Annotated in this window: 17 protein-coding genes; all 17 read right to left on the bottom strand. The window is 44.7% G+C overall.

The features are described from left to right. Positions 1-62: 62 nt before the first annotated feature. Positions 63-1,421: a BaiN/RdsA family NAD(P)/FAD-dependent oxidoreductase gene (locus tag BLV86_RS02460; protein WP_090814995.1), complete on the bottom strand. Its 1,359-nt coding sequence runs from the start codon at positions 1,419-1,421 to the stop codon at positions 63-65. A gap of 130 nt (positions 1,422-1,551) precedes the next feature. Beyond that, entirely contained in the window at positions 1,552-3,294 is a 1,743-nt protein-coding gene (locus tag BLV86_RS02465; protein WP_090814996.1) for a putative polysaccharide biosynthesis protein, read from the bottom strand. Then, complete coding sequence (gene ybeY / locus BLV86_RS02470) at positions 3,291-3,788, bottom strand: rRNA maturation RNase YbeY (RefSeq protein ID WP_031553138.1); 498 nt, start codon at positions 3,786-3,788, stop codon at positions 3,291-3,293. The genes BLV86_RS02465 and ybeY overlap by 4 nt, the downstream gene beginning before the upstream one ends. Positions 3,789-3,876: 88 nt before the next feature. Continuing rightward, positions 3,877-4,917 carry a PhoH family protein gene (locus BLV86_RS02475; protein ID WP_090814997.1) on the bottom strand — a complete coding sequence of 347 codons (1,041 nt, stop codon included), beginning with the start codon at positions 4,915-4,917 and terminating at the stop codon, positions 3,877-3,879. 112 nt (positions 4,918-5,029) lie between these two features. Continuing rightward, complete coding sequence (gene rpsU / locus BLV86_RS02480) at positions 5,030-5,206, bottom strand: 30S ribosomal protein S21 (RefSeq protein WP_005539624.1); 177 nt, start codon at positions 5,204-5,206, stop codon at positions 5,030-5,032. A gap of 156 nt (positions 5,207-5,362) precedes the next feature. Further along, positions 5,363-8,068 carry an alanine--tRNA ligase gene (gene alaS / locus BLV86_RS02485; RefSeq protein WP_031553143.1) on the bottom strand — a complete coding sequence of 902 codons (2,706 nt, stop codon included), beginning with the start codon at positions 8,066-8,068 and terminating at the stop codon, positions 5,363-5,365. 121 nt (positions 8,069-8,189) lie between these two features. Next, entirely contained in the window at positions 8,190-8,756 is a 567-nt protein-coding gene (locus BLV86_RS02490) for a hypothetical protein (protein ID WP_090814998.1), read from the bottom strand. Between the two features lie 6 nt (positions 8,757-8,762). Next, the gene (locus BLV86_RS02495; protein WP_442944866.1) at positions 8,763-10,397 is read right to left on the bottom strand and encodes an MBL fold metallo-hydrolase RNA specificity domain-containing protein; all 1,635 of its coding nucleotides are present in this window, start codon (positions 10,395-10,397) and stop codon (positions 8,763-8,765) included. 174 nt (positions 10,398-10,571) lie between these two features. After that, positions 10,572-11,285, bottom strand: coding sequence for an ABC transporter ATP-binding protein (locus BLV86_RS02500; RefSeq protein ID WP_031553149.1), 714 nt, complete (start codon positions 11,283-11,285; stop codon positions 10,572-10,574). A gap of 12 nt (positions 11,286-11,297) precedes the next feature. Then, positions 11,298-12,059 (bottom strand): ABC transporter ATP-binding protein, encoded by a 762-nt coding sequence (locus BLV86_RS02505; RefSeq protein ID WP_031553151.1) that lies wholly within the window; start codon positions 12,057-12,059, stop codon positions 11,298-11,300. Between the two features lies 1 nt (position 12,060). Then, the gene (locus BLV86_RS02510; RefSeq protein ID WP_031553153.1) at positions 12,061-13,137 is read right to left on the bottom strand and encodes a branched-chain amino acid ABC transporter permease; all 1,077 of its coding nucleotides are present in this window, start codon (positions 13,135-13,137) and stop codon (positions 12,061-12,063) included. 6 nt (positions 13,138-13,143) lie between these two features. Further along, the gene (locus tag BLV86_RS02515) at positions 13,144-14,025 is read right to left on the bottom strand and encodes a branched-chain amino acid ABC transporter permease (RefSeq protein WP_031553155.1); all 882 of its coding nucleotides are present in this window, start codon (positions 14,023-14,025) and stop codon (positions 13,144-13,146) included. A 180-nt stretch (positions 14,026-14,205) separates the two neighbouring features. Further along, entirely contained in the window at positions 14,206-15,435 is a 1,230-nt protein-coding gene (locus BLV86_RS02520; RefSeq protein WP_031553157.1) for an ABC transporter substrate-binding protein, read from the bottom strand. A gap of 321 nt (positions 15,436-15,756) precedes the next feature. Continuing rightward, positions 15,757-16,764, bottom strand: a complete 1,008-nt coding sequence (locus BLV86_RS02525; protein ID WP_031553158.1) for an NAD(P)H-dependent glycerol-3-phosphate dehydrogenase — start codon at positions 16,762-16,764, stop codon at positions 15,757-15,759. A gap of 95 nt (positions 16,765-16,859) precedes the next feature. Beyond that, positions 16,860-17,507 (bottom strand): glycerol-3-phosphate 1-O-acyltransferase PlsY, encoded by a 648-nt coding sequence (gene plsY / locus BLV86_RS02530; protein ID WP_242873212.1) that lies wholly within the window; start codon positions 17,505-17,507, stop codon positions 16,860-16,862. Beyond that, a complete protein-coding gene (gene der, locus BLV86_RS02535) occupies positions 17,504-18,838 on the bottom strand; it encodes a ribosome biogenesis GTPase Der (RefSeq protein ID WP_031553163.1) in 1,335 nt (444 codons plus the stop codon). Before der ends, plsY begins: the two co-directional genes overlap by 4 nt. A 385-nt stretch (positions 18,839-19,223) precedes the next feature. Then, on the bottom strand, positions 19,224-20,927 hold the full coding sequence (locus BLV86_RS02540; RefSeq protein ID WP_090814999.1) for a phospho-sugar mutase: 1,704 nt from the start codon (positions 20,925-20,927) through the stop codon (positions 19,224-19,226). Positions 20,928-20,956: the final 29 nt, after the last annotated feature.

A 20,956-nucleotide genomic window follows, 5' to 3' on the forward strand; every position in this document is an offset into this window, starting at 1 on the left:
TTTATTTATGTACGATCCGGGCATATCCGGGATTAAAACTCAACTTGCATTTCCCGACAGGGTCAACCCGCTGCCGCATTACCCGCAATAAACCCTGAGCTCCAGGCCCACTGGAGATTGTAACCTCCGCAGATTCCGTCGATATCCAGGATTTCACCCGCAAAGTAAAGCCCCTTCACAAGCTTCGACTCCATGGTATGGGGATCCACTTCTGCAGTGTTAATGCCTCCTGCTGCGCACTGGGCATTGGCAAAAGGATTCACCTCCACACATTCTGCCTTAAAGCTGACTGTAAGGGCGCTGAGAGCCTTAAGCTGCTTCCCGGAAAGCTTCGAAACCGGCAGCTTCCTGTCGATATTTGCCATCTGAAGAAGCACATTCCCAAGCTTCTGATTGAGAAGACCTGTGAAAAAGCTTCCCATTTCCTTATATGCAAGTCTCTCTGCCCGCTCTTTGTAAAATTCAGATATTTCTTCTTTACTATCTGAAATGTTTGGAAGAAAATTTATATATACTGATACCTCTTTCTCATCCCGGAGACCGTAAGCTACGTGTCTCGATATCTGAAAAACCGGTATGCCTGAAATGCCGTAATCCGTGAGCTGAAGCTCTCCTTCTTCGGCAGCAACTGTTTCGCCACTCACCTTGACACAGAGCTTCGCATCGGTTCTTACTCCTGCCATATTCTTATAATGGCTGCCCTTACATTTTACCGCTGTCAGTGCAGGTACCTGCGGAACCAGAGTATGTCCCAGAGCCTTTGACCAGACATATCCGTCCCCGGTGGAGCCGGTCTTTGGCACCGCCCTTGAACCCGTAGCCAGAATAAGCTTTTTTGCTCTTATTACATTATCACAGCCCTCTATATCAAGCAGAAATCCATCGGTTCTGTACGACTTCACACCTCTGGATTTACCATGATTCTCCTGTGAAGAATACTGTTCTCTGCCTGTATGATTTACCGCTTCGCTCTCATTCCTTCTTACCTTTCTTATCAGCGTCCCCAAAAGGACCTGAACTCCTGAATGAACAACCTCATCCCAAAGAGCTGTCACAACAGAAGAAGCCTGATCGGAGTTCGGATACACATAGTTTCCTCTGTATTTGGGTTCAATGCCTATACCCCGGAACCATTCCACAGCCTGTTCCGGCCCAAAACTCTCAAGTGGAATTTCAGAAAACTCAGGATTACATCCCCTGTACTTTCCTCCAACCAGATTTTCCATATCAAGATTTGTGTAATTGCATCTTCCGTTTCCGGTGGTGGCAAGTTTTTTCCCGGGTTCCCGGTTCCTCTCGATCAAAAGTACCTTCGCCCCGACACGTGCCGCCTCAATAGCTGCCATCATTCCGGCTGCGCCGGCACCTATCACTGCCACATCCACTGTTCCGCTCTCTGTTAAGCTGGTTATTATACTCAAACTATTACCTCCACAGTGCAGGTATAAGATTTCACCGGAACCCGTAGGTATCCTTTTAAACACGTTAAACCTGGGAGTAAAAAATCAAAAGCACACTCCTTAGCGACAATCGGTTCCGGCAAAATTTACATCAGTGTACAAATCTCTTGAGTCTTCCGCCCATAGGCATGTTATCAAGATCTTCTGCGGTGAATGCATGCAGCTTGATAAGCAGTCCAAAATAAACCACTATTGCTATAACCACCGACGGAGCGACCTCTATAACAGATCCTATACGTCCATATCTTTGAGCCTCCGGAAGAACCATACGGATTCCCATGGAACATGCGAAAGCTACGATACCCATAACGGCAGCTGCAATAAATGGCAGAATATAAGTCTCTGTCACACCATAGCTAAGCCTTACATGCTTCTTGATAGCCAGCTGATTAAGTAAGCACATCATGAAGGCAAAGATTATATTTGAAATAACCACCGCATAGATACCCATACCCGTAAGCAACAGGGCAATAAGACAAGCTATATGTATCACAAGGGATATAAGCGCATGCTTTAAAGGGATACTCAGATGACCAAGTCCCTGAAGTATGGCATTGCTGATAGTTGACAGCGAATAGAAAACCACTGCCACAGAACCTATCCTTGTGAGCATTATAAGAAGTCCCACATTTTTTCCCGGGAATAGCATGCGGCATATAGGGTCAGCCAATGCACAAAGCCCGACAGTAGCCGGGATGGCTATCAGCATTGTAAATCTGATACTGTATCGCACTCTTGAAACCGTATCCCTGCGATTATGCTCCGCAACGGCTCTGGTAAGACTCGGGATAAGCGACGATGACAAAGCATTGGACAAAGCTACCGGAATGTTGAAAAGGATATGATATTCTCCGAAAACTCCCCACTGGGTTACGATATTCTCTGCCTTTCCGAGATAAGTCATAATGTTTCCGAATATGGAATCATCAATAACCGACGAAATATTGTAAACCGTTGAGGATATAAGAATCGGAAGCATGGTTCCTGCAAGAAGCAGTCCTATAGTACCGTAGCTGTCCACACGACTCCTGTCCTCCCGTATATTCCTATGCATCTCGTGCATCTGGGAACTGTAAAGGATCAAAAAGAAAGCAAGGGCCGTAAGAGCTCCGGCACCGGTTCCTATAGCACCACCGGCAGCACCAAATGCCGTACTGTATTTATCACTCTGGTAGATGACATTGGCAACTGCACCCTTTTTAAACAGAATGCTGGCAGCAAGAATGGAAATAATGGCATTCAGGATCTGCTCCAGTATCTGAGAGATTGCTGTAGGCACCATGTTTCCGCTTCCCTGAAAGTAACCTCTCAGGATTCCGAGATAAGCCATGATCCACACAGTGGGCGCCAAAGCTCTGAGTGCATATTTACAAAACGGCTTCTTCAGAAATACCTCTGCTATAAAATCAGAGCCGAACCACAGCATACAGAACATCAAAAAGCCAACAATAGTCGCATAAAAGCATGCTGTTTTCAGAACCCTGTGAGTGTTCCTGTAATTACCTTTTACCATATTGGCAGAAACGATCTTGGAAACAGCCGTAGGCATGGAAAAACTCGACAGGATAAGAAGCAGCGTATAAATGCTGTAGGCACTTGTATAGTAGCCGTTTCCCTCATCTCCGATTATGGCAGTAAGAGGCACACGGTAGACCATGCCAATGATCCTGACCACGATGCTTGCCACTGCGAGAAGAGAACCCTGAACGATGAAATTGTTTCGTCTGTTCCTGTCGAAACCCGCATTGACAGTATTTCTTGTTCTTATATTTTGTGATCTCAAAGCCCTGCCTTCGGTATTCCGGATATTCGAGTTTCTTCTTTGATCACTCATCTGAAATAGCCCTTTCCTTCCAATATTTCTTTCTGGCGTCTTTCCATTTCCACACGCTCGTCATCTTCCATATGATCGTAACCAAAAAGATGAAGCATACTGTGAGCCACTAAAAATGCAAGTTCTCTTCGCTCTGTATGCCCGTATTCTTCTGCCTGAGACTCTATACGGTTCTGATTCAGAACGATATCCCCCAGGAGCAGTTCTCCCGAATCAGGGTTAAAGATATCTGAATCCTCTTCATCTATAACATCAAAATCCGCCGGAGTTTCCCAGTCAACCATGGGGAAAGAAAGTACATCCGTAGGTGAATCTATACCCCTTGCCTCTTTATTTAACTGATGGATACCCTCATCATCCGTGATGACAACACTTATCTCGCATTCATACGGACATTTTTCGTATGTAATGGCAGCCTCGATGATCTCGTTTATTATATCTTCGAACTGCAGATCAAGTCGCTTTTCAACCTCAAAATCTATATTAACAGTCATTCCTGTCCCCTCTTAAATCAATTCTCCGCATCGTATCCCCTTACATTTTCGGACTAATCCTGATCATGCCGAACACATATTTTATCTCTCAGTCCCTGTGTCTGTTCTCATTTCTATGCTCGCCATAATTCTTAGGTGACATTTCATGCTGTCTTGCTCTCCTGGCACGCTTTTCTTCGTCCTTTTCATAGGCATTGACAATACGCTGTACAAGAGGATGTCTCACAACATCCGCACTTGTAAGCTCTATAAACTCTATGCCTTCCACATTTTTAAGAACACGCATGGCATCCTCAAGACCCGATTTTTTACCTTCCTCAAGATCCTTCTGGGTAAGGTCACCTGTCACCACAACCTTTGATCCAAAACCGATACGGGTAAGAAACATCTTCATCTGTGCAGGTGTAGTGTTCTGGGCCTCATCAAGAATGATATAAGAATTGTCCAGTGTTCTTCCTCGCATATAAGCAAGCGGGGCAACCTCGATAAGCCCCTTCTCGGAATTTGACTGGTACTGTTCTGCTCCCATGATGGAGTACAAAGCATCGTACACAGGTCTCATATAAGGATCCACCTTTGACTGGAGGTCTCCCGGAAGAAAACCCAGTTTTTCGCCTGCTTCAATTGCCGGTCTTGTCAGAATGATACGCTGTACCTCCTGCTGACGGAAAGCCGTGATAGCCATAGCCATAGCAAGATAAGTCTTTCCGGTTCCGGCAGGTCCTATACCGAATGTGATCATATTTTTCCGGATGGCATCAACATAATCTTTTTGTCCGATAGTTTTCGGTTTTACAGGTTTTCCCAATGCCGTCCTTGCCAGTATATCCTTGTCTATCTCGACGATATCATTAACCCTTACTTTTTCAGTGAAACTAAGAGATATGGCATAATCCACATTCTGCTCTGTAATGGTATTGCCACGCTGGCTCAGCTGCAAAAGTTTCTTGATAACATTTTTGGCCTTTTCGGTATCTGCCTCATCGCCTATGATCTTAAGCACACCATTACGGTCTATGATGGTTACATTGAAAGATCTCTCTATTTTCTTTATATTCATATCCAACTGGCCCAGAACATTCTGCTCATGTTCCATCGGAATATCCATAATTGCTTCTACTGTAGCCAAATACTGCCCCTCCGGTCTCTCAATACTATTCAATCCTTCAATTCCAAAGTATGAAGAAAGCCCCAATTCATTTCTGAATCAGGGCTACACTTTTTAAATAATCTATTTACGATTAGTTGAACTTACGCTTTCTAGCCGCCTCAGACTTCTTCTTACGTCTTACAGATGGCTTCTCGTAATGCTCTCTCTTGCGAATCTCCTGCTGAATGCCGGCCTTAGCGCAGTTTCTCTTGAATCTACGTAAAGCGCTGTCAAGAGACTCGTTCTCTTTTACGATAACATTTGACATGCTGAAACCCAAACCTCCCTTCGGGTACAAACTCTGGATAATTATAACACATGATCTCAATTCGTCAAGCAAAAACCTTAATGAAATTAAAGTTTTATATCGAAATGATGATCAGCGCCATGTATTATACCTTAAAATCCTCACGGATTTCAATCTTTATTTTATCTGCTCTTTGATAACCTCACCGGCCTTCTTAACAGCCTCATCGATCTTGGAAGCGTCCTTACCACCGGCCTGAGCCATGTTAGGACGTCCGCCTCCGCCGCCTCCTACAATAGGAGCAACAGCCTTGATAAGGTTTCCTGCGTGAGCACCTGCCTTGACAGCTGCATCTGTAGCCATGGCAACCATGGATACCTTGCCATCCTTATCTGAGATAAGAAGAACTACTCCCTCCTGAAGCTTAGCCTTAAGGTCATCCCCAAGGTTACGAAGCTCGTTCATATCTACTCCGGCAACATGAGCTGCAAGGAACTTGACACCGTTAACTTCTGTAACATTATCCATTACATTACCAAGTGCATTCTTGGCTTCCTTGCTCTTCAGCGCCTCGTTCTCACTCTTGAGATCCTTAAGTTCCTTCTGAAGGGACTTGATATGATCTGCAAGAGTTGCAGGTGTAGCCTTAACCAGCTCTGCTGCAGCATTGATCTCCTTCTCAAGGTTCTCGTAATACTTACGTACATTCTCGCCTGTAAGAGCCTCGATACGTCTTACACCGGCAGCAACACCGGCTTCACTTACGATCTTGAACTGACCGATCTGAAGTGTGTTCTCAACGTGAGTACCACCGCAAAGTTCTACAGAGAAGTCACCCATACGTACAACTCTTACCTCTGCACCGTACTTCTCACCGAAAAGTGCCATAGCTCCTGACTTTTTAGCCTCTTCAAGAGTCATGACATCTGTTCTTACGGAAAGTCCCTCACGGATCTTCTCATTAACGATATCCTCAACCTTCTTGAGCTCTTCTTTGGTCATAGCCTGGAAGTGTGAGAAGTCAAATCTGGTTCTGCCTGCATCCTGGAAGGAACCGGCCTGCTCTACATGAGTTCCGAGAACTTCACGGAGCGCCTTCTGAAGAAGGTGTGTTGCAGAGTGGTTTCTGCAGGTATCCATACGATTTGAAGCATCAACCTTAAGTGTAACTGTATCATTAAGCTTGATCATACCGTTCTTCATTACACCGATATGTGCGATCTTGTTTCCGCCGATATGTTCTGTCTTCTTAACTTCAAATACTGCGGCACCCTTACCAAGCTTTGCAGCTTCATCATCGGAAGCCTCACCAAGAACGATAACACCGGTATCACCTACCTGACCACCCATTGTTCCGTAGAATGGAGTAGCCTCAGTAATGATAGCACCCTCTTCACCGTCAGAAAGAGCCTCAACAACAGCTTCCTCTTCACCGAGAGAAACCATTGATACCACCCTGCTTTCCATCGAAAGCTTGTTATAGCCGTCAAATGAACAGCTGATCTCAGGATCAAGCTCGTCATAAACTGTTGCAGCATGTCCGCTGTACTCTGACATCTTACCGGACTCGAGTCTGTCCTTACGTCCCTGCTTCTTCTGCTTCTCCATGGCAGCCTTGAAGCCCTCTTCATCTACTGTGAAGCCCTTCTCCTCAAGAATCTCCTTGGTATTGTCAACAGGGAATCCATATGTATCATAAAGCTTGAATGCGTCCTCACCTGAAAGCACCTTCTCGCCTGATGCAGACAGAGCCGCTTCCATCTCTTCAAGGATCTCCATACCCTGCTCATAAGTCTTCTCGAACTTCTCTTCCTCAGCCTTAACTACGCTGAGTATGAAGTCCTTCTTCTCATCCAGCTCAGGATAACCGTCCTTTGAGGTCTCGATAACTCTCTCAACAAGAGTAGGAAGGAATGAACCTTTGATGCCAAGCTTTCTTCCGTGACGTACTGCACGACGGATGATACGGCGGAGTACATAACCTCTTCCGTTGTTTGAAGGCATGATACCGTCCGAGATCATGAAAGTCATGGAACGTGAATGATCTGTGATGATACGAACAGAAATGTCAGACTCATGTGTCTCAGGTTTGTCATATTCGATTCCACCTGCGATTTCGCAGATAAGGTCTCTAAGGCTCTTAAGTGTATCAACATCAAAGATAGATGCAACATCCTGAACAGCTACCGCAAGTCTCTCAAGACCCATACCTGTATCGATGTTCTTCTGTGCAAGATCTGTGTAATGGTTCTCGCCATCGTTGTTGAACTGGCTGAATACTATGTTCCATACTTCCATGAAACGGTCGCCTTCTCCACCCATTACATCCTCAGGACCGTTGCCATACTTCTCTCCGCGGTCATAGTAGATCTCTGAGCAGGGACCGCAGGGGCCTGAACCATGCTCCCAGAAGTTATCTTCCTTTCCGAACTTATAAATGCGCTCGGCAGGAATGTGCATATCGTTAAGCCATATATCATAAGCTTCCTGGTCATCCACATAAACTGACGGATAAAGTCTCTCGGGATCAAGACCGACTCTTTCTGTAAGGAACTCCCAGGCCCATGGAATAGCTTCTTTCTTAAAGTAATCACCAAACGAGAAGTTTCCGAGCATCTCGAAATATGTGCCATGACGGGCAGTCTTACCAACATTCTCAAGATCACCTGTACGGATACACTTCTGACAGGTTGTCACTCTGCGTCTTGGTGGAATCTCCTGTCCGGTAAACCATGGCTTCATAGGCGCCATGCCTGAATTTATAATAAGCAATGAATTGTCATTGTGTGGCACCAGTGAGAAACTGTTTAAGCGTAAGCATCCCTTCTCCTCAAAGAAGCTAAGGAACAGTTCACGTAATTCATTTACGCCTCTGTACTGCATTCTTGTTATCTCCTCGTTATTTCTAAACTATATTGCCGATTAGGCTGTATTTCTGTATAAGTCCTTTCCTTTGGGCATACTTACACAGTTCGTTAACCCGTAAAATATACCACAGCACATTTTAAGTTGCAAGATAGGACGTATATTCTTTGACAAGGTCTTTACAATGTTCCCGCGTCATCACGATGTATCTGTCAAGATAATCTATCCTCTCCTGAATGCTGACTTTGTTTTGTCCCACGGTCTTCATACACTCATGATTCCTGGAGACCAGGAAAGTGTTTTCTCCGTCAAAGAATGCCTTTTTCTCTCCCTCCGGCATCTTGGCCGTTATATCATTTCCAAGAGCTTTCAACTCACGGTCCCAGAGATCCGCTATTTTCTGATAATTATCTTTAAGAGACTCATCCTGTTCCAGTGTGGAGATCCTTTCATAAAGGGTATCTATCTCCTCAAAACTAGAATTATATTTTTCCAAAAGCTCCTCTTCAGGCTCACTGATTTCTTCAATAGCCGTGAATATAAGCTGCTCTTCTTTTTCATGCGGAAGGGTCTCCGCTACAGATTCCATCTCGAAAGAATCGAGTCTGTCCTTAAGATATATTCTTAATCCCAAAGTAATAATGGTGCACACCAAAGTGAGCACCATTATCCCCCAAAGTGTTTTTTTAGAAATTCTGTTGTGCATGTTTTATCATCTCATCCATTTGTCATAGAGATTCAGTATCTGGTCTGTGAACTTCGCAAGATCCTTGTTGGTTCCGCCGTAATTTGCCCTGACAGCCGTAAGAAGCTTATTGTAAGCAGACATAAGTCTGTCATATGCCGCGTCAGATATCTTTCTCCGCCCGGGTATGCCGCTGGAAGAATACTCAGCTTCCTTAACCACTCGGACAGGCTGTCCCTCAAATTCCCACTTACCGTTTGCAAGGTTGAAAACGGATCCGGAATACGGACAGTCAACTTTATAACCAAGCTTTTCAAAAATAAGTGAAGCCAATGTCTTCATTGCGTCATCATCACCGTGAACGAGAAAAACTCTGTCCGGCCTGTTGAGATCATACGCAGATATCCAGTCTATAAGACCGTCCTGATCAGCGTGTGAAGACATCGCCGCCATCTGGGCGATCTCTGCCCTGACCACAATCTCCTCTCCAAATATCCTGACAGTCTTTGCACCGTCTACAAGCACGCGCCCCAGGGTTCCCTCAGCCTGATATCCCGCAAAAACTATTGTGGACTCAGGTCTCCAGAGGTTGTACTTGATATGGTGCCTGATACGTCCGGCATCACACATTCCGGATGCGGAGATAATAACCTTTGGTGTCTCGTCATAATTGATGTATCTGGATTCCTCGGAGGTGATCAGGAGATTAAGTCCTTTAAAGGATATAGGATTTATACCCTTCATGACAAGCTCTCTTGTGGCATCATCATAGCAGTCCGAAAGATTCTGAGTAAACACATGAGTTGCTTCAACTGCCAGGGGGCTGTCTACATAAACAGGAAAATCCCCGTGTCCCGTTACAAGCTTATCCTGCTTTATCTGCCTGAACAGATACAGAAGCTCCTGAGTACGCCCAACCGCAAATGCAGGCATTACCACATTACCGCCCCTGTCCAGGGTTCTCTGGGTTATCTTTACAAGATCATCAATGTGATTAACGCTCTTATCATGGAACCTGTCTCCATAAGTGGATTCCATTACCACATAATCCGCATCATGAATGTATTGCGGGTCTCTGATAAGCGGTTTATCAAAATTACCCAGATCTCCGGAGAACACTATCTTCTTCGAAATTCCGTTTTCATTTATCAAAACTTCAATGGACGCAGACCCCAGCAGATGTCCGGCATCTATAAACCGAATCTTAACTCCGTCCCCAAGCTCCACAACTTCATTGTAGTCAACACCTCGAAAATGCTCCAGCACTCCATTTACATCATTGAGATCATAGATAGGAGCCACTCTGTCAGCTCCTGCTCTCTGACCCTTACGATTTTTATACTCCGTCTCCTGCATCTGAATATGTGCCGAATCCCTGAGCATTATGTTAACCAGGTCTTCCGTTGCCCTTGTGGTAACCACCGTTCCGTTAAAGCCATTCTTGTAAGCATATGGAATCATACCGGAATGGTCGATATGGGCATGTGTCAAAAGTATGTAATCAATATCAGAATATTTCACCGGCATGGGAGCATTCTCATAATGCTTGATCCCCTGCTGCATGCCGCAGTCAATCATGATCTTTAATCCTGCTGCATGAAGATAATGTAATGAACCGGTTACTTCATGATCTGCTCCGATAAAGTAAAGTTTCATAGTCACCTCCGGTCAAATCTGGAATGTCAGCCAATTTAAAAGCGCTTTGTAAAGGGTTGACGATGCCGACATGTTTTCACAAAAAACCCGATACAACAAATAAAAAAGTCCTGTCGATATAACATTATTATACCAACAGAACTTTTTGAATTCCATGCTTCTATATTTGATTGTCGATAATTATTCCGAAAGATAAGCAGCCTTGACCTTGGGGTCATTCGCAAGCTCCTGAGCATTACCCTCGATGGTGATATTTCCGGTCTCAAGCACGTAAGCACGGTTAGCAATGGACAGGGCTTTGTTGGCATTCTGCTCTACCAGAAGCACCGTAACGCCTGAGTCGTGGATCTTCTCAATGATGTTGAAGATCTCATTTACATAGATAGGTGAAAGTCCCATGGAGGGCTCGTCCAGAACCATCATTTCAGGCTTACTCATAAGCGCTCTTCCCATGGCAAGCATCTGCTGCTCACCTCCGGAAAGCGTTCCGGCCATCTGGTTTCTGCGCTCCTCCAGTCTGGGGAAATGCTCATATACCGTTCTGAGAGTGGCTTCAATGCCCTCTTTATCCTTACGGGTGTAGGCTCCGAGCATCAGGTTCTGGTAAACCGAAAGAGTTGCAAAAACTCTTCTCCCCTCAGGAACATGGGCAAGCCCGTTAGCCACCAGCTGGTGTCCCGGTGTATGGATGATCTCTTTTCCATTATACATTACGCTTCCGGAACGGGCCGGTATAAGGCCTGTTATAGTTTGAAGTGTGGTGGTTTTTCCGGCTCCGTTTGCACCGATAAGAGTTACTATCTCACCTTTGTCAACATGGAAGGAAATGCCTTTAAGCGCATGGATCACACCGTAATATACGTTCAGATCCTTAACATCTAACATTATACTCATCAGTTTCCCTCCTTAATCACCAAGATATGCTTTTATAACTTCAGGATCATGCAGAACATCCTGAGTCAGTCCCTGCTTAAGTACCTGTCCGAAATTAAGAACTGTTAATCTGTCGCAGATACCGGAAACAAGCTTCATATCATGCTCTATCAGAAGGATCGTCATGTCGAATTTATCTCTTACGAGACGGATGGTATTCATAAGCTCTTCGGTTTCATTGGGATTCATGCCGGCTGCCGGCTCATCAAGGAGAAGCAGCTTCGGTTCTGTTGCAAGGGCTCTGGCGATTTCAAGCTTTCTCTGCTGACCATAAGGAAGATTCGAAGCCTTATAATCACAATATCCTTCCAGCTCGAAAACCTTCAGAAGCTCCAGAGCTCTCTCATCCATCTGTTTTTCCACTTTGCGGAACTTAGGTGTACGAAAAATTCCGTCAAGGGTTGAATAAGTATGGTTGTTATGAAGTCCCACCTTAACATTATCCAAAACGGATAGCTGAGAAAAAAGACGTATATTCTGGAAGGTTCTGGCTATGCCCTTCTTATTTATAGCCTCACAGTCAAGTCCGGTAATGTTGTCTCCATCCAGGGTTATCTGCCCGTTTGTAGGTTTATATACTCCGGTCAACAGGTTGAATACAGTGGTTTTTCCGGCACCGTTAGGTCCGATCAGTCCGTAAAGCTCGTTTTTTTCGATTTCAACATTAAACTTATCTACAGCTTTTAATCCGCCAAAGGAAATACCAAGACTGTCTACTTTAAGTAATGCAGCCATATCAATCCATCTCCTTTCCGCCCTTATTTTTACCATGTAATGCCGTCATAATACGCTCACGGTACTGCATGAAAGCCGGTGCCGATGTAAACAGCATCATAAAAATAAGAACCACAGCATATATAAGCATTCGATAATCACTGAGGCCTCTCAACAGCTCCGGAAGGAGGGTCAGAACAACTGCCGCTATGACAGAACCCCGGATATTTCCGATTCCGCCCATTACCACAAATACAAGGATCATAATGGACTGATTATAACCAAAGTTCTTGGGAAGAGCCTGGAGGGAACTCAAATTATGTGCGTAAAGCACACCGCCAACTCCTGCGATAGCCGCAGAAATTGTAAATGCCAGAAGCTTATACTTTGTGATATTAAGTCCTACCGACTCGGCTGCTATTCTGTTGTCTCTGATTGCCATTATGGCACGTCCCGTCCTTGAGTTTATGAGATTCAGGACAATGAATAAAGCAATAAGCAGTAATATAACACCTATTGTGAAATTTGAATTTTTGGGAGCACCGGTTATACCCTGTGCACCTTTGATGATGATGGTTCCGCCATCCATATTGAGATGCATACTGTCCTCAAGAGAAAAATGAGGTCCCTTTGCATCCACGCCAAAATAAAGGGCATTAACCAGATTCTTTATGATCTCACCGAAAGCAAGTGTAACTATGGCAAGATAATCTCCCTTTAGTCTCAGAACCGGAATACCGATCAGGAATCCGAAAAATGCGGCAGAAACCGCTCCTATAAGGATAGCAAATAAAAAACGTATTCCTTCAGGCATCGAGGAGGACTTCATAAGCATTGACCAGGTTGCACTGGTAAAGGCGCCTATACACATAAATCCGGCATGACCGAGTGAAAGCTCTCCGGAGATGCCTACCACCAGGTTGAGGCTCACTGCAAGTATGGAATAAATGCAGAGAGGAACCAGAAGTCCCTTCAGAAGAGAGGTGATGTTTCCGGTCTTCATCATTACCTCAACTATGATATATGCAGCGATCACCATACCGAAAGTGATCAGATTGCTGCGAAAGATTTTCTGTTTTTCAACATTAACTTTATCCATACTATCTCACACTTTCTCCATGATTTTCTTACCAAGTATACCTGTAGGCTTCACGAGAAGAACGATGATCAGAACAGAAAACACGATTGCATCCGAAAGCTTTGAAGATATATATGCCTTTGCAAGATTTTCCAAAACACCAAGTATTATTCCGCCGATGAACGCACCGGGGATAGAGCCGATACCTCCGAGAACCGCAGCTACGAATGCCTTGATACCGGGCATGGCACCTGTGGTCGGAGTAAGTGTGGGATATGCGGAGCAAAGAAGAATACCGCCTATGGCAGCAAGCGCTGATCCTATGGCGAAGGTCATGGAAATGGTTCCGTTAACATCCACACCCATAAGAGTAGCTGCACCCTTATCCTCCGAAACAGCGAGCATAGCCTGACCGGCTTTTGTTTTATTGATAAAAGTCACGAGACCTGTAACTATGATGATACAGGTTACGATCGTAACGATAGTCTCTCCGGATATGGTAAGCTGTCCTCCCGCAAGCTTCACCGGCTTAAGCGGCACAAAAGAGCTGAAGCTCTTTGGATTTGCGCTAAAGATAAGCTGAGCAAGGTTCTGAAGAAGGTAAGACACACCGATAGCTGTAATGAGCACGGATAATGAATTTGCCTGACGAAGAGGCTTATATGCAACCTTCTCAATGGTGATACCAAGTAATGTACAGACCGCCATGCTGACCAGCACTGCCACAGGTATAGGGAGTCCCATGGAATTAAGTGCTATAAAAGCCGTATATCCGCCCACCATCAGGATGTCACCATGTGCAAAATTCAGCATCTTGGCGATACCATATACCATGGTATATCCAAGAGCGATAATAGCATACACTGACCCAAGGCTCAGTCCGTTAAGAAGATATGAAATAAAACTCATCATCTTTGCCACCTCATCGTTCAAAATCATCATGTCTATTCATCGACATGTACCCGCGTAATAATAATCTCTTGCAAAAATATCATCACACATTTAAAGGGCTGCTTTTTTTAAAAGCAACCCTTTATGCTTAAAACCTGTCAAGTTAGAATACCAGGAAGCTTCCCTGCTCCATATTTATCATTCAGCTGATACGTAAGCGCCGTCCTTGATAACTACTGCCTTAGGCTCCTTATCAACATCGCCCTTCTCATCCCAGGTCATTCCTGAACCTGTTATACCATCATATGAAAGGGTCTTCATCTGCTCTTCAATACCTGCACCGATGGCGTCAACTGACATATCAGGTGTAAGGTTTCCTGCTTCGATAGCAGCCTTGATGATATATGCCGCATCATAAGAATCTGCAGCAAACTGTATAGGTGTTCCGCCGAATGCTTCTTTATACTTTGTTACGAAGTTTACTGTTGCATCATCTGTTGCATCTGCAGCAAATGGTGTAAGAAGCATAAGTCCCTCAGCAAGTGATGTATCGAAATTCTCAACATCAAGGATTCCGTCCATACCATCTACACCGAAGAAAATCGGCTTGTAGCCCATTGTATCAGCCTGTGTAAGCACAAGAGCTGCTTCTGTATAGTAGAAAGGAAGGAATGCCAGCTCTGCGCCTGATGCCTGCATCTTCTGAAGCTGTGTAGAGAAATCTGTCTTTGAATCTGCTGTGAACTGCTCTGTATCTACGATCTCGATTCCGTAATTCTGTGCCTCTGAAGCAAATGACTCATAGATTCCGCTTGAGTAAACATCTGATGAATCATAAAGGATAGCTACCTTTGTAGCAAGCTTGTTCTCTCCGATGTACTGTGCTGACTTGGCACCCTGTGCAGGATCTGAGAAGCATACTCTGTAAGCATTAGCTGTGTTTGTACAATCAACCGCTGAACCTGAAGGTGTAAGCATGAAGAGATTGTCATTAACTGCCTCAGCACCTACTGCGATGGTCGGGGCCGAAGTTGTAGGTCCGATAAGTGCCTGCATTCCCCAGTCTTTTAATGAGTTGTAAGCATTAACAGCCTTCTCCTGATCATGCTCGTCATCAGCTGTCTGAAGCTCTACCTGATAGCCGTTTATTCCGCCGTTCTCATTGATCTCATCAATAGCGATCTTTGCACCATTGACAACTGCTGTTCCATATACTGCAGCACCGCCTGTAAGAGGTCCCTGTGAACCAAACTTCCACTTAAGGTCAGACGAAGCAGCTGCGCCACTGTCTCCGGAAGCTGCAGCCGCTGTGGTCTCAGCCGCCTTGTCTCCGGAAGCTGCATTTGTTGTTCCTGTTGATGAAGATCCGCAGGCAACAAGTGATGCTGCCATAGCACCTGCGAGTACAACACTTAAAACTTTTTTCATTACTTTTCTCCTCCTAAGTCTTCTTTTCGAACCGGCTCCCGGCTCTTTCCGTACTGATCAGATACGCCCTACGTAACCCCATAAGTCCAATATCTGATACTGAAAACCTTTATTTGATTATAAAAAACAGGCTATCGAAAGTCAATTGCTTTTATAACAATAAAGCAAATTAATTTTTCTTTCGATAACCTGCGGTTATGTACGATATAAGTTAAAGCTTGAACCCGTTACATGGTTTTTCTATATCAATTTTGACTCCTGCAGAGGATGACACGCATGCAAAAGTATGCTGATTTAACGTCTAAAAACGTCCGTTTTTCCTTATTTATTAAAACAAAGCCCCTGATTCTCCAGCCTTCTGTCCCTCATCATGAGATCCTTAACAGCTTTCTCCGGAGACTTGTTTTCAAACAATACCTGATTGATCTCACTCACTATAGGCATGGTCACATTATATTTTTCAGCAAGCTGTAAAGCTGCCCTGGATGCATATACACCCTCGACAACCTGTCCCACTTCCTTCATGGCCTCCTTATATGGTTTTCCCTGGCCTATAAGTATTCCGGCTCTCCGGTTTCTGGAATGCATGGAGGCACAGGTAACTATCAGATCACCTATTCCGCTGAGTCCCTGGAAGGTTTCTATGTCACATCCCATTTTTACACCCAGTCTTGTGATCTCGGCAATGCCTCTCGTGATAAGAGCCGCCTTGCTGTTGTCTCCGTAACCGAGACCGTCCGCTATTCCCGCAGCGAGAGCAACAACATTCTTGAGAGCGCCTCCGATTTCGATACCCTTTATGTCCGGATTAATGTAAACCCTGAAGCAGTCACACATGAAAGTATCCTGGATAAATCTGGCAGTTTTTTCGGTTCTGGCTCCTGTAACTATGGTTGTGGGAATAAATCTTGACACCTCTTCCGCATGGCTCGGTCCCGACAGCACCGCCACATCCGCCTGGGGTATTTCTTCCTCTATGATATCAGTCATGGTCTTTAAGGAATCAGCTTCAATGCCTTTTGCAACAGACACTATAACCTGACCCTGACGTATGTAGCCGGACATCTTCTTCGAAGTTTCCCTGATATATATGGAAGGAACAGCAAGAACTATCATGTCTCTGTCCTGTAACGCCTGCTGCATATCAGAGGTAACCTTCAACCCTTCAGGCAATACCGCATCAGGAAGGTTTTTATGTTTTCTGCTCACCTCCATTGTCTCAGCATTCTCCTGAGATCTGGTCCAGAGAACTGTCTCATGGTTGTTGTGAGTCAAAAGAATCGCCAAAGCAGTGCCCCAGGTGCCGGCACCTATTACCGCTGTCTTCATAAATATTTCCCCTTTAATTAAATGATGGCGGGAATCGCCATAATATGTTGCAGGTAAATAACCCTTACACATTTATGAGCTCTCCCGCCATTGTGTCACTTTTTAAAATGAAATTTACTTTCTGTACCCTTCATAAGGCGGTCAATATTGCTTCGATGCTGCCATATAGCAAGTGCAGACATAACAAAAGTAATGCCGCATACCAAAGGATATATCTCTGATGAAAACCTGAGCAAACCCATGCGTCCAAACAATGCTGTTAATATAAAAAACATTGCTGACGCTGTAATTGACCCGACACTTACATATCCGGTAACGATTACTACCAGGATAAATATCAGAATAAGTACTATTCCCAGCTTCCAGTCAAAAGCCATGATAAGTCCCCATGAAGTAGCTATTCCTTTTCCTCCCTTCAATTTCGGAATAAAAGGAAAGTCATGACCCAGCACGGCTCCGGCTCCGGTAAGCAGCGTTATAAGCGCACTCTCGTCAAAGGTCGCAGGCTTCCATAACATATTAAGGAAAAGAATCGGGATTATGGCCTTAGCCATATCCATAAGAAGCACAGTTGCTCCGGCTTTTTTTCCAAACGTTCTGGAAATGTTGGTGGTTCCGGGATTTCCGGATCCAACCTTGAATATATTAACTCCATGAGCTTTTGCGTAAAGATATCCGCTGGGAATATTACCAAAAAGATACCCTACAACAATAGCAATCACAATGTGTTTAATGTCCATCATTCTTCTTCCCCGCCTTTTCTTTCACGGATCAGGAACTTTAGAGGGGTTCCCTTGAACCCGAAGGCATCTCTGATCTGGTTCTCAATATATCTTGTGTAAGAAAAATGCATAAGCTGAACATCATTTACAAAAATAACAAATGTAGGCGGTTCTACCGCTGTCTGTGTCATGTAGAACAGCTTAAGTCTCTTACCCTTGTCACTTGGCGGCTGCTTCATGGCAGTCGCACGGGTCATGATCTCATTGAGAACACCGGTACGAATACGCATGGTCTGATTCTCTCTTACCTGATCCACAAGGTCGAAGATCTTATTTAACCTCTGACCGGTTTCAGCTGAAATGAAAAGATACTCCGCATATGGCATATAGGCAAACTTTTCCTTCAGCTTTGCGGTAAATTCATTGATGGTCTTATCGGTTTTATCCGGGATCGCATCCCATTTATTGACGCAGATAATAACGCCCTTTCCGGATTCATGCGCGATACCGGCGATGGTAGCATCTCCTTCTGTTATTCCCTGGGTAGCGTCAATCAGCACAAGACAGATGTCAGCTCTGTCTACAGCCGATACCGTACGTATGACTGAATATCTTTCTATATCATCTGTAACCTTTCCTTTACGGCGAAGTCCTGCTGTATCGATAAAGGTGTACTCTTTTCCGTTATGTACGATCTTTGTATCGATGGCATCTCTCGTGGTTCCGGCAATGTCGGAAACTATAACTCTGTTCTGTCCCAGAAGTTTGTTGACCACAGAGCTCTTTCCTACATTCGGTTTTCCGATCAATGCAACCTTTATGGAATCATCCTCTTCCTCATCTCCGACTTTTGCAGGGAAATTTTTGACAACTTCATCAAGAAGGTCTCCCACTCCCATCTGGTTAGCCGAGGATACTCCGAAAGGATCACCGAGTCCCAGGTTGTAGAACTCATAAATATCGTCGCCATACTTTTTAAAGCTGTCGACTTTGTTGACGCAGAGAACTATGGGCTTTCCGGATTTACGGAGCATGTCTGCAACCTCATAGTCGGCATCCACAAGGCCGGTTCTTACGTCTGTCACAAATATGATGACGTCTGCCGTATCTATGGCAAGCTGTGCCTGGGATCTCATCTGTGAAAGGATGATATCCTTGCTGTCAGGTTCGATTCCTCCGGTATCAACCAATGTAAATTTATAATTAAGCCATTCCGCATCAGCATAAATCCTGTCTCTTGTGACACCCGGAGTGTCCTTTACGATTGAGATCTGCTTTCCTGCGATCAGATTGAACAATGTTGACTTTCCTACATTAGGGCGGCCAACCACTGCCACTATTATTTTTCTCATTAAAACCACCTATTCTGAAAATAGACACAAGTTAACTCATATATCTTATCACGCAAAGGGGTGATTCGGCAAGAAGGTAGCGAAAACCGGAGAGAAAATGGCTGACCGGCCAGAAAATGCAAGGGATGGGTGACGGCCCACGGGATTGAAAGTACATCCGGCACATTCATGTTCGCCCCGACTGCACTGACGTGCATCCGGTTCGTACATGAATGTACCGTCTGTTCTTTCAACCCGCAAGCCTAGCCACCCATCCCTTGCATTTTCTTACATGTTCTATTTCTTTACACGGGTAACAAGTTCAGCTAGGTCCTGGATAAACCAGAACCTTGACCGAACTGTTACCCCCGACTGCCGGAACATTCCTTACGATTTTACATTGCTGTTAATTGAAGTAGTTCTGAAGTTCCTCTGTTATTCTATTTTCCTCATCACTGGCTGCAACAAGGTTTGGAGCGCTGACTGAGATGTAGGCTTTGACCTTTGGTTCAGTGCCTGAGGGGCGCACAACAAGAGAACAATTGTCCTGAAGCAGGAATTTTAGAACGTCGGACTTTGGCAGTCCGTCAAGACCGGCGGAATAATCAAGGAGCTTCTCGATTTTCTTTCCTGCGAAGGAATTAAGTTCTTTGTTGTTATAGGCATCACGGAAATGCTTCATTATTGCCTGCATTTTGGCGAAACCGGCTGAACCCTCGAACTCGTAGCTGTGAAGTGTGTTCAGGGCAAAGCCGTACTTTTCGTAGAGTTCGTTAAGTTTATCCAGAAGTCCGATTCCCTTTGATCTGTAGTAAGCAAACATCTCACAGATCATGAAGGCAGCATCAACCGCGTCCTTATCTCTCACATAGGAGCCGGTGAGGTATCCATAGCTTTCTTCAAAGCCGAAAACGTATCTGTTCTCCTCGCCTTTTGCCTCCAGGTTTCCGATCTGTTCACCGATAAATTTGAAACCGGTAAGAACATTTATGGTCTTTACACCGTAATCCTCTGCAATGCGTTCTGCCATATCGATGGTCACTATGGTTTTTACCATCAAAGGGTTCTCAGGCATGGTTCCTGCCTTTACTCTCTGGCTGCATATAAAGTCAAGCAACAGCATTCCGGTTTCATTTCCGGAAAGGAGTACATATTCTCCCTTGTCATTCCTTACAGCAATACCGCAGCGGTCACAATCGGGATCCGTTGCCAGAAGAAGGTCTGCCTGATTACGGGCAGCGTATTCCATGCCAAGTGCCATGGCTTCTTTAATTTCAGGATTGGGATAAGGGCAGGTAGGGAAATTACCATCCGGCATTTCCTGTTCCTTTACAACTGTGATGTTTGTAAAACCGGATTCCGTAAGAGCTCTTGTTACGGGTTTAAGACCTGCACCGTTTAAAGGTGAATAAACTATGGCAAGATCTCTGTTCACCTTATCTTCCTCTGTAAGTACCGACTGGCTCTTAACGGCTTCTATGAATCTGGTATAAACTTCATCGCTTATGTAGCTGATCTTTCCTGCTTCCATAGCTTCCCTGAAGTCAGCATTTTTAACATCACAGAAGATATCCAGTTTTTCAATTTCTGCCAGAATCTGTGCAGCAGCTTCTGTGGTGATCTGGCATCCATCAGCACCATAAACCTTATATCCATTATATTTTGAAGGATTGTGACTTGCGGTCACCATAATGCCTGCAGCACACTGAAGCTCGCGAACCGCAAAACTGAGGCAAGGTGTTGGCATGATGTCTTTGTAGATGTAGACGCGGATGTCATTGGCAGCAAAAACTCCTGCAGCTATTTCAGCAAAGACATCTGACTTGATACGGGAATCTCTGCTTATGGCGATCTTTCTGTCTTCAGGTTTAAAATTCTTTATCACATAATCAGCAAGTCCCTGAGATGCCTTTGCAACAGTATAAATATTCATACGATTTGTACCGGCTCCGATAACTCCGCGAAGTCCTCCTGTACCAAATGCAAGATCACGATAAAAAGCATCCTCTATTTTATTATCGTCTCCCGCCATAGCATTAAGTTCAGCCACAACATCCTTATCGCCAACAGCTTTCTCACGCCAGAGTTTATATTGATCTATATAATTCATAGCTTGTATCTCCTTATGTATCAATTTTA

This window comes from Oribacterium sp. KHPX15 (assembly GCF_900107835.1).
Lineage (GTDB): Bacteria > Bacillota > Clostridia > Lachnospirales > Lachnospiraceae > Oribacterium.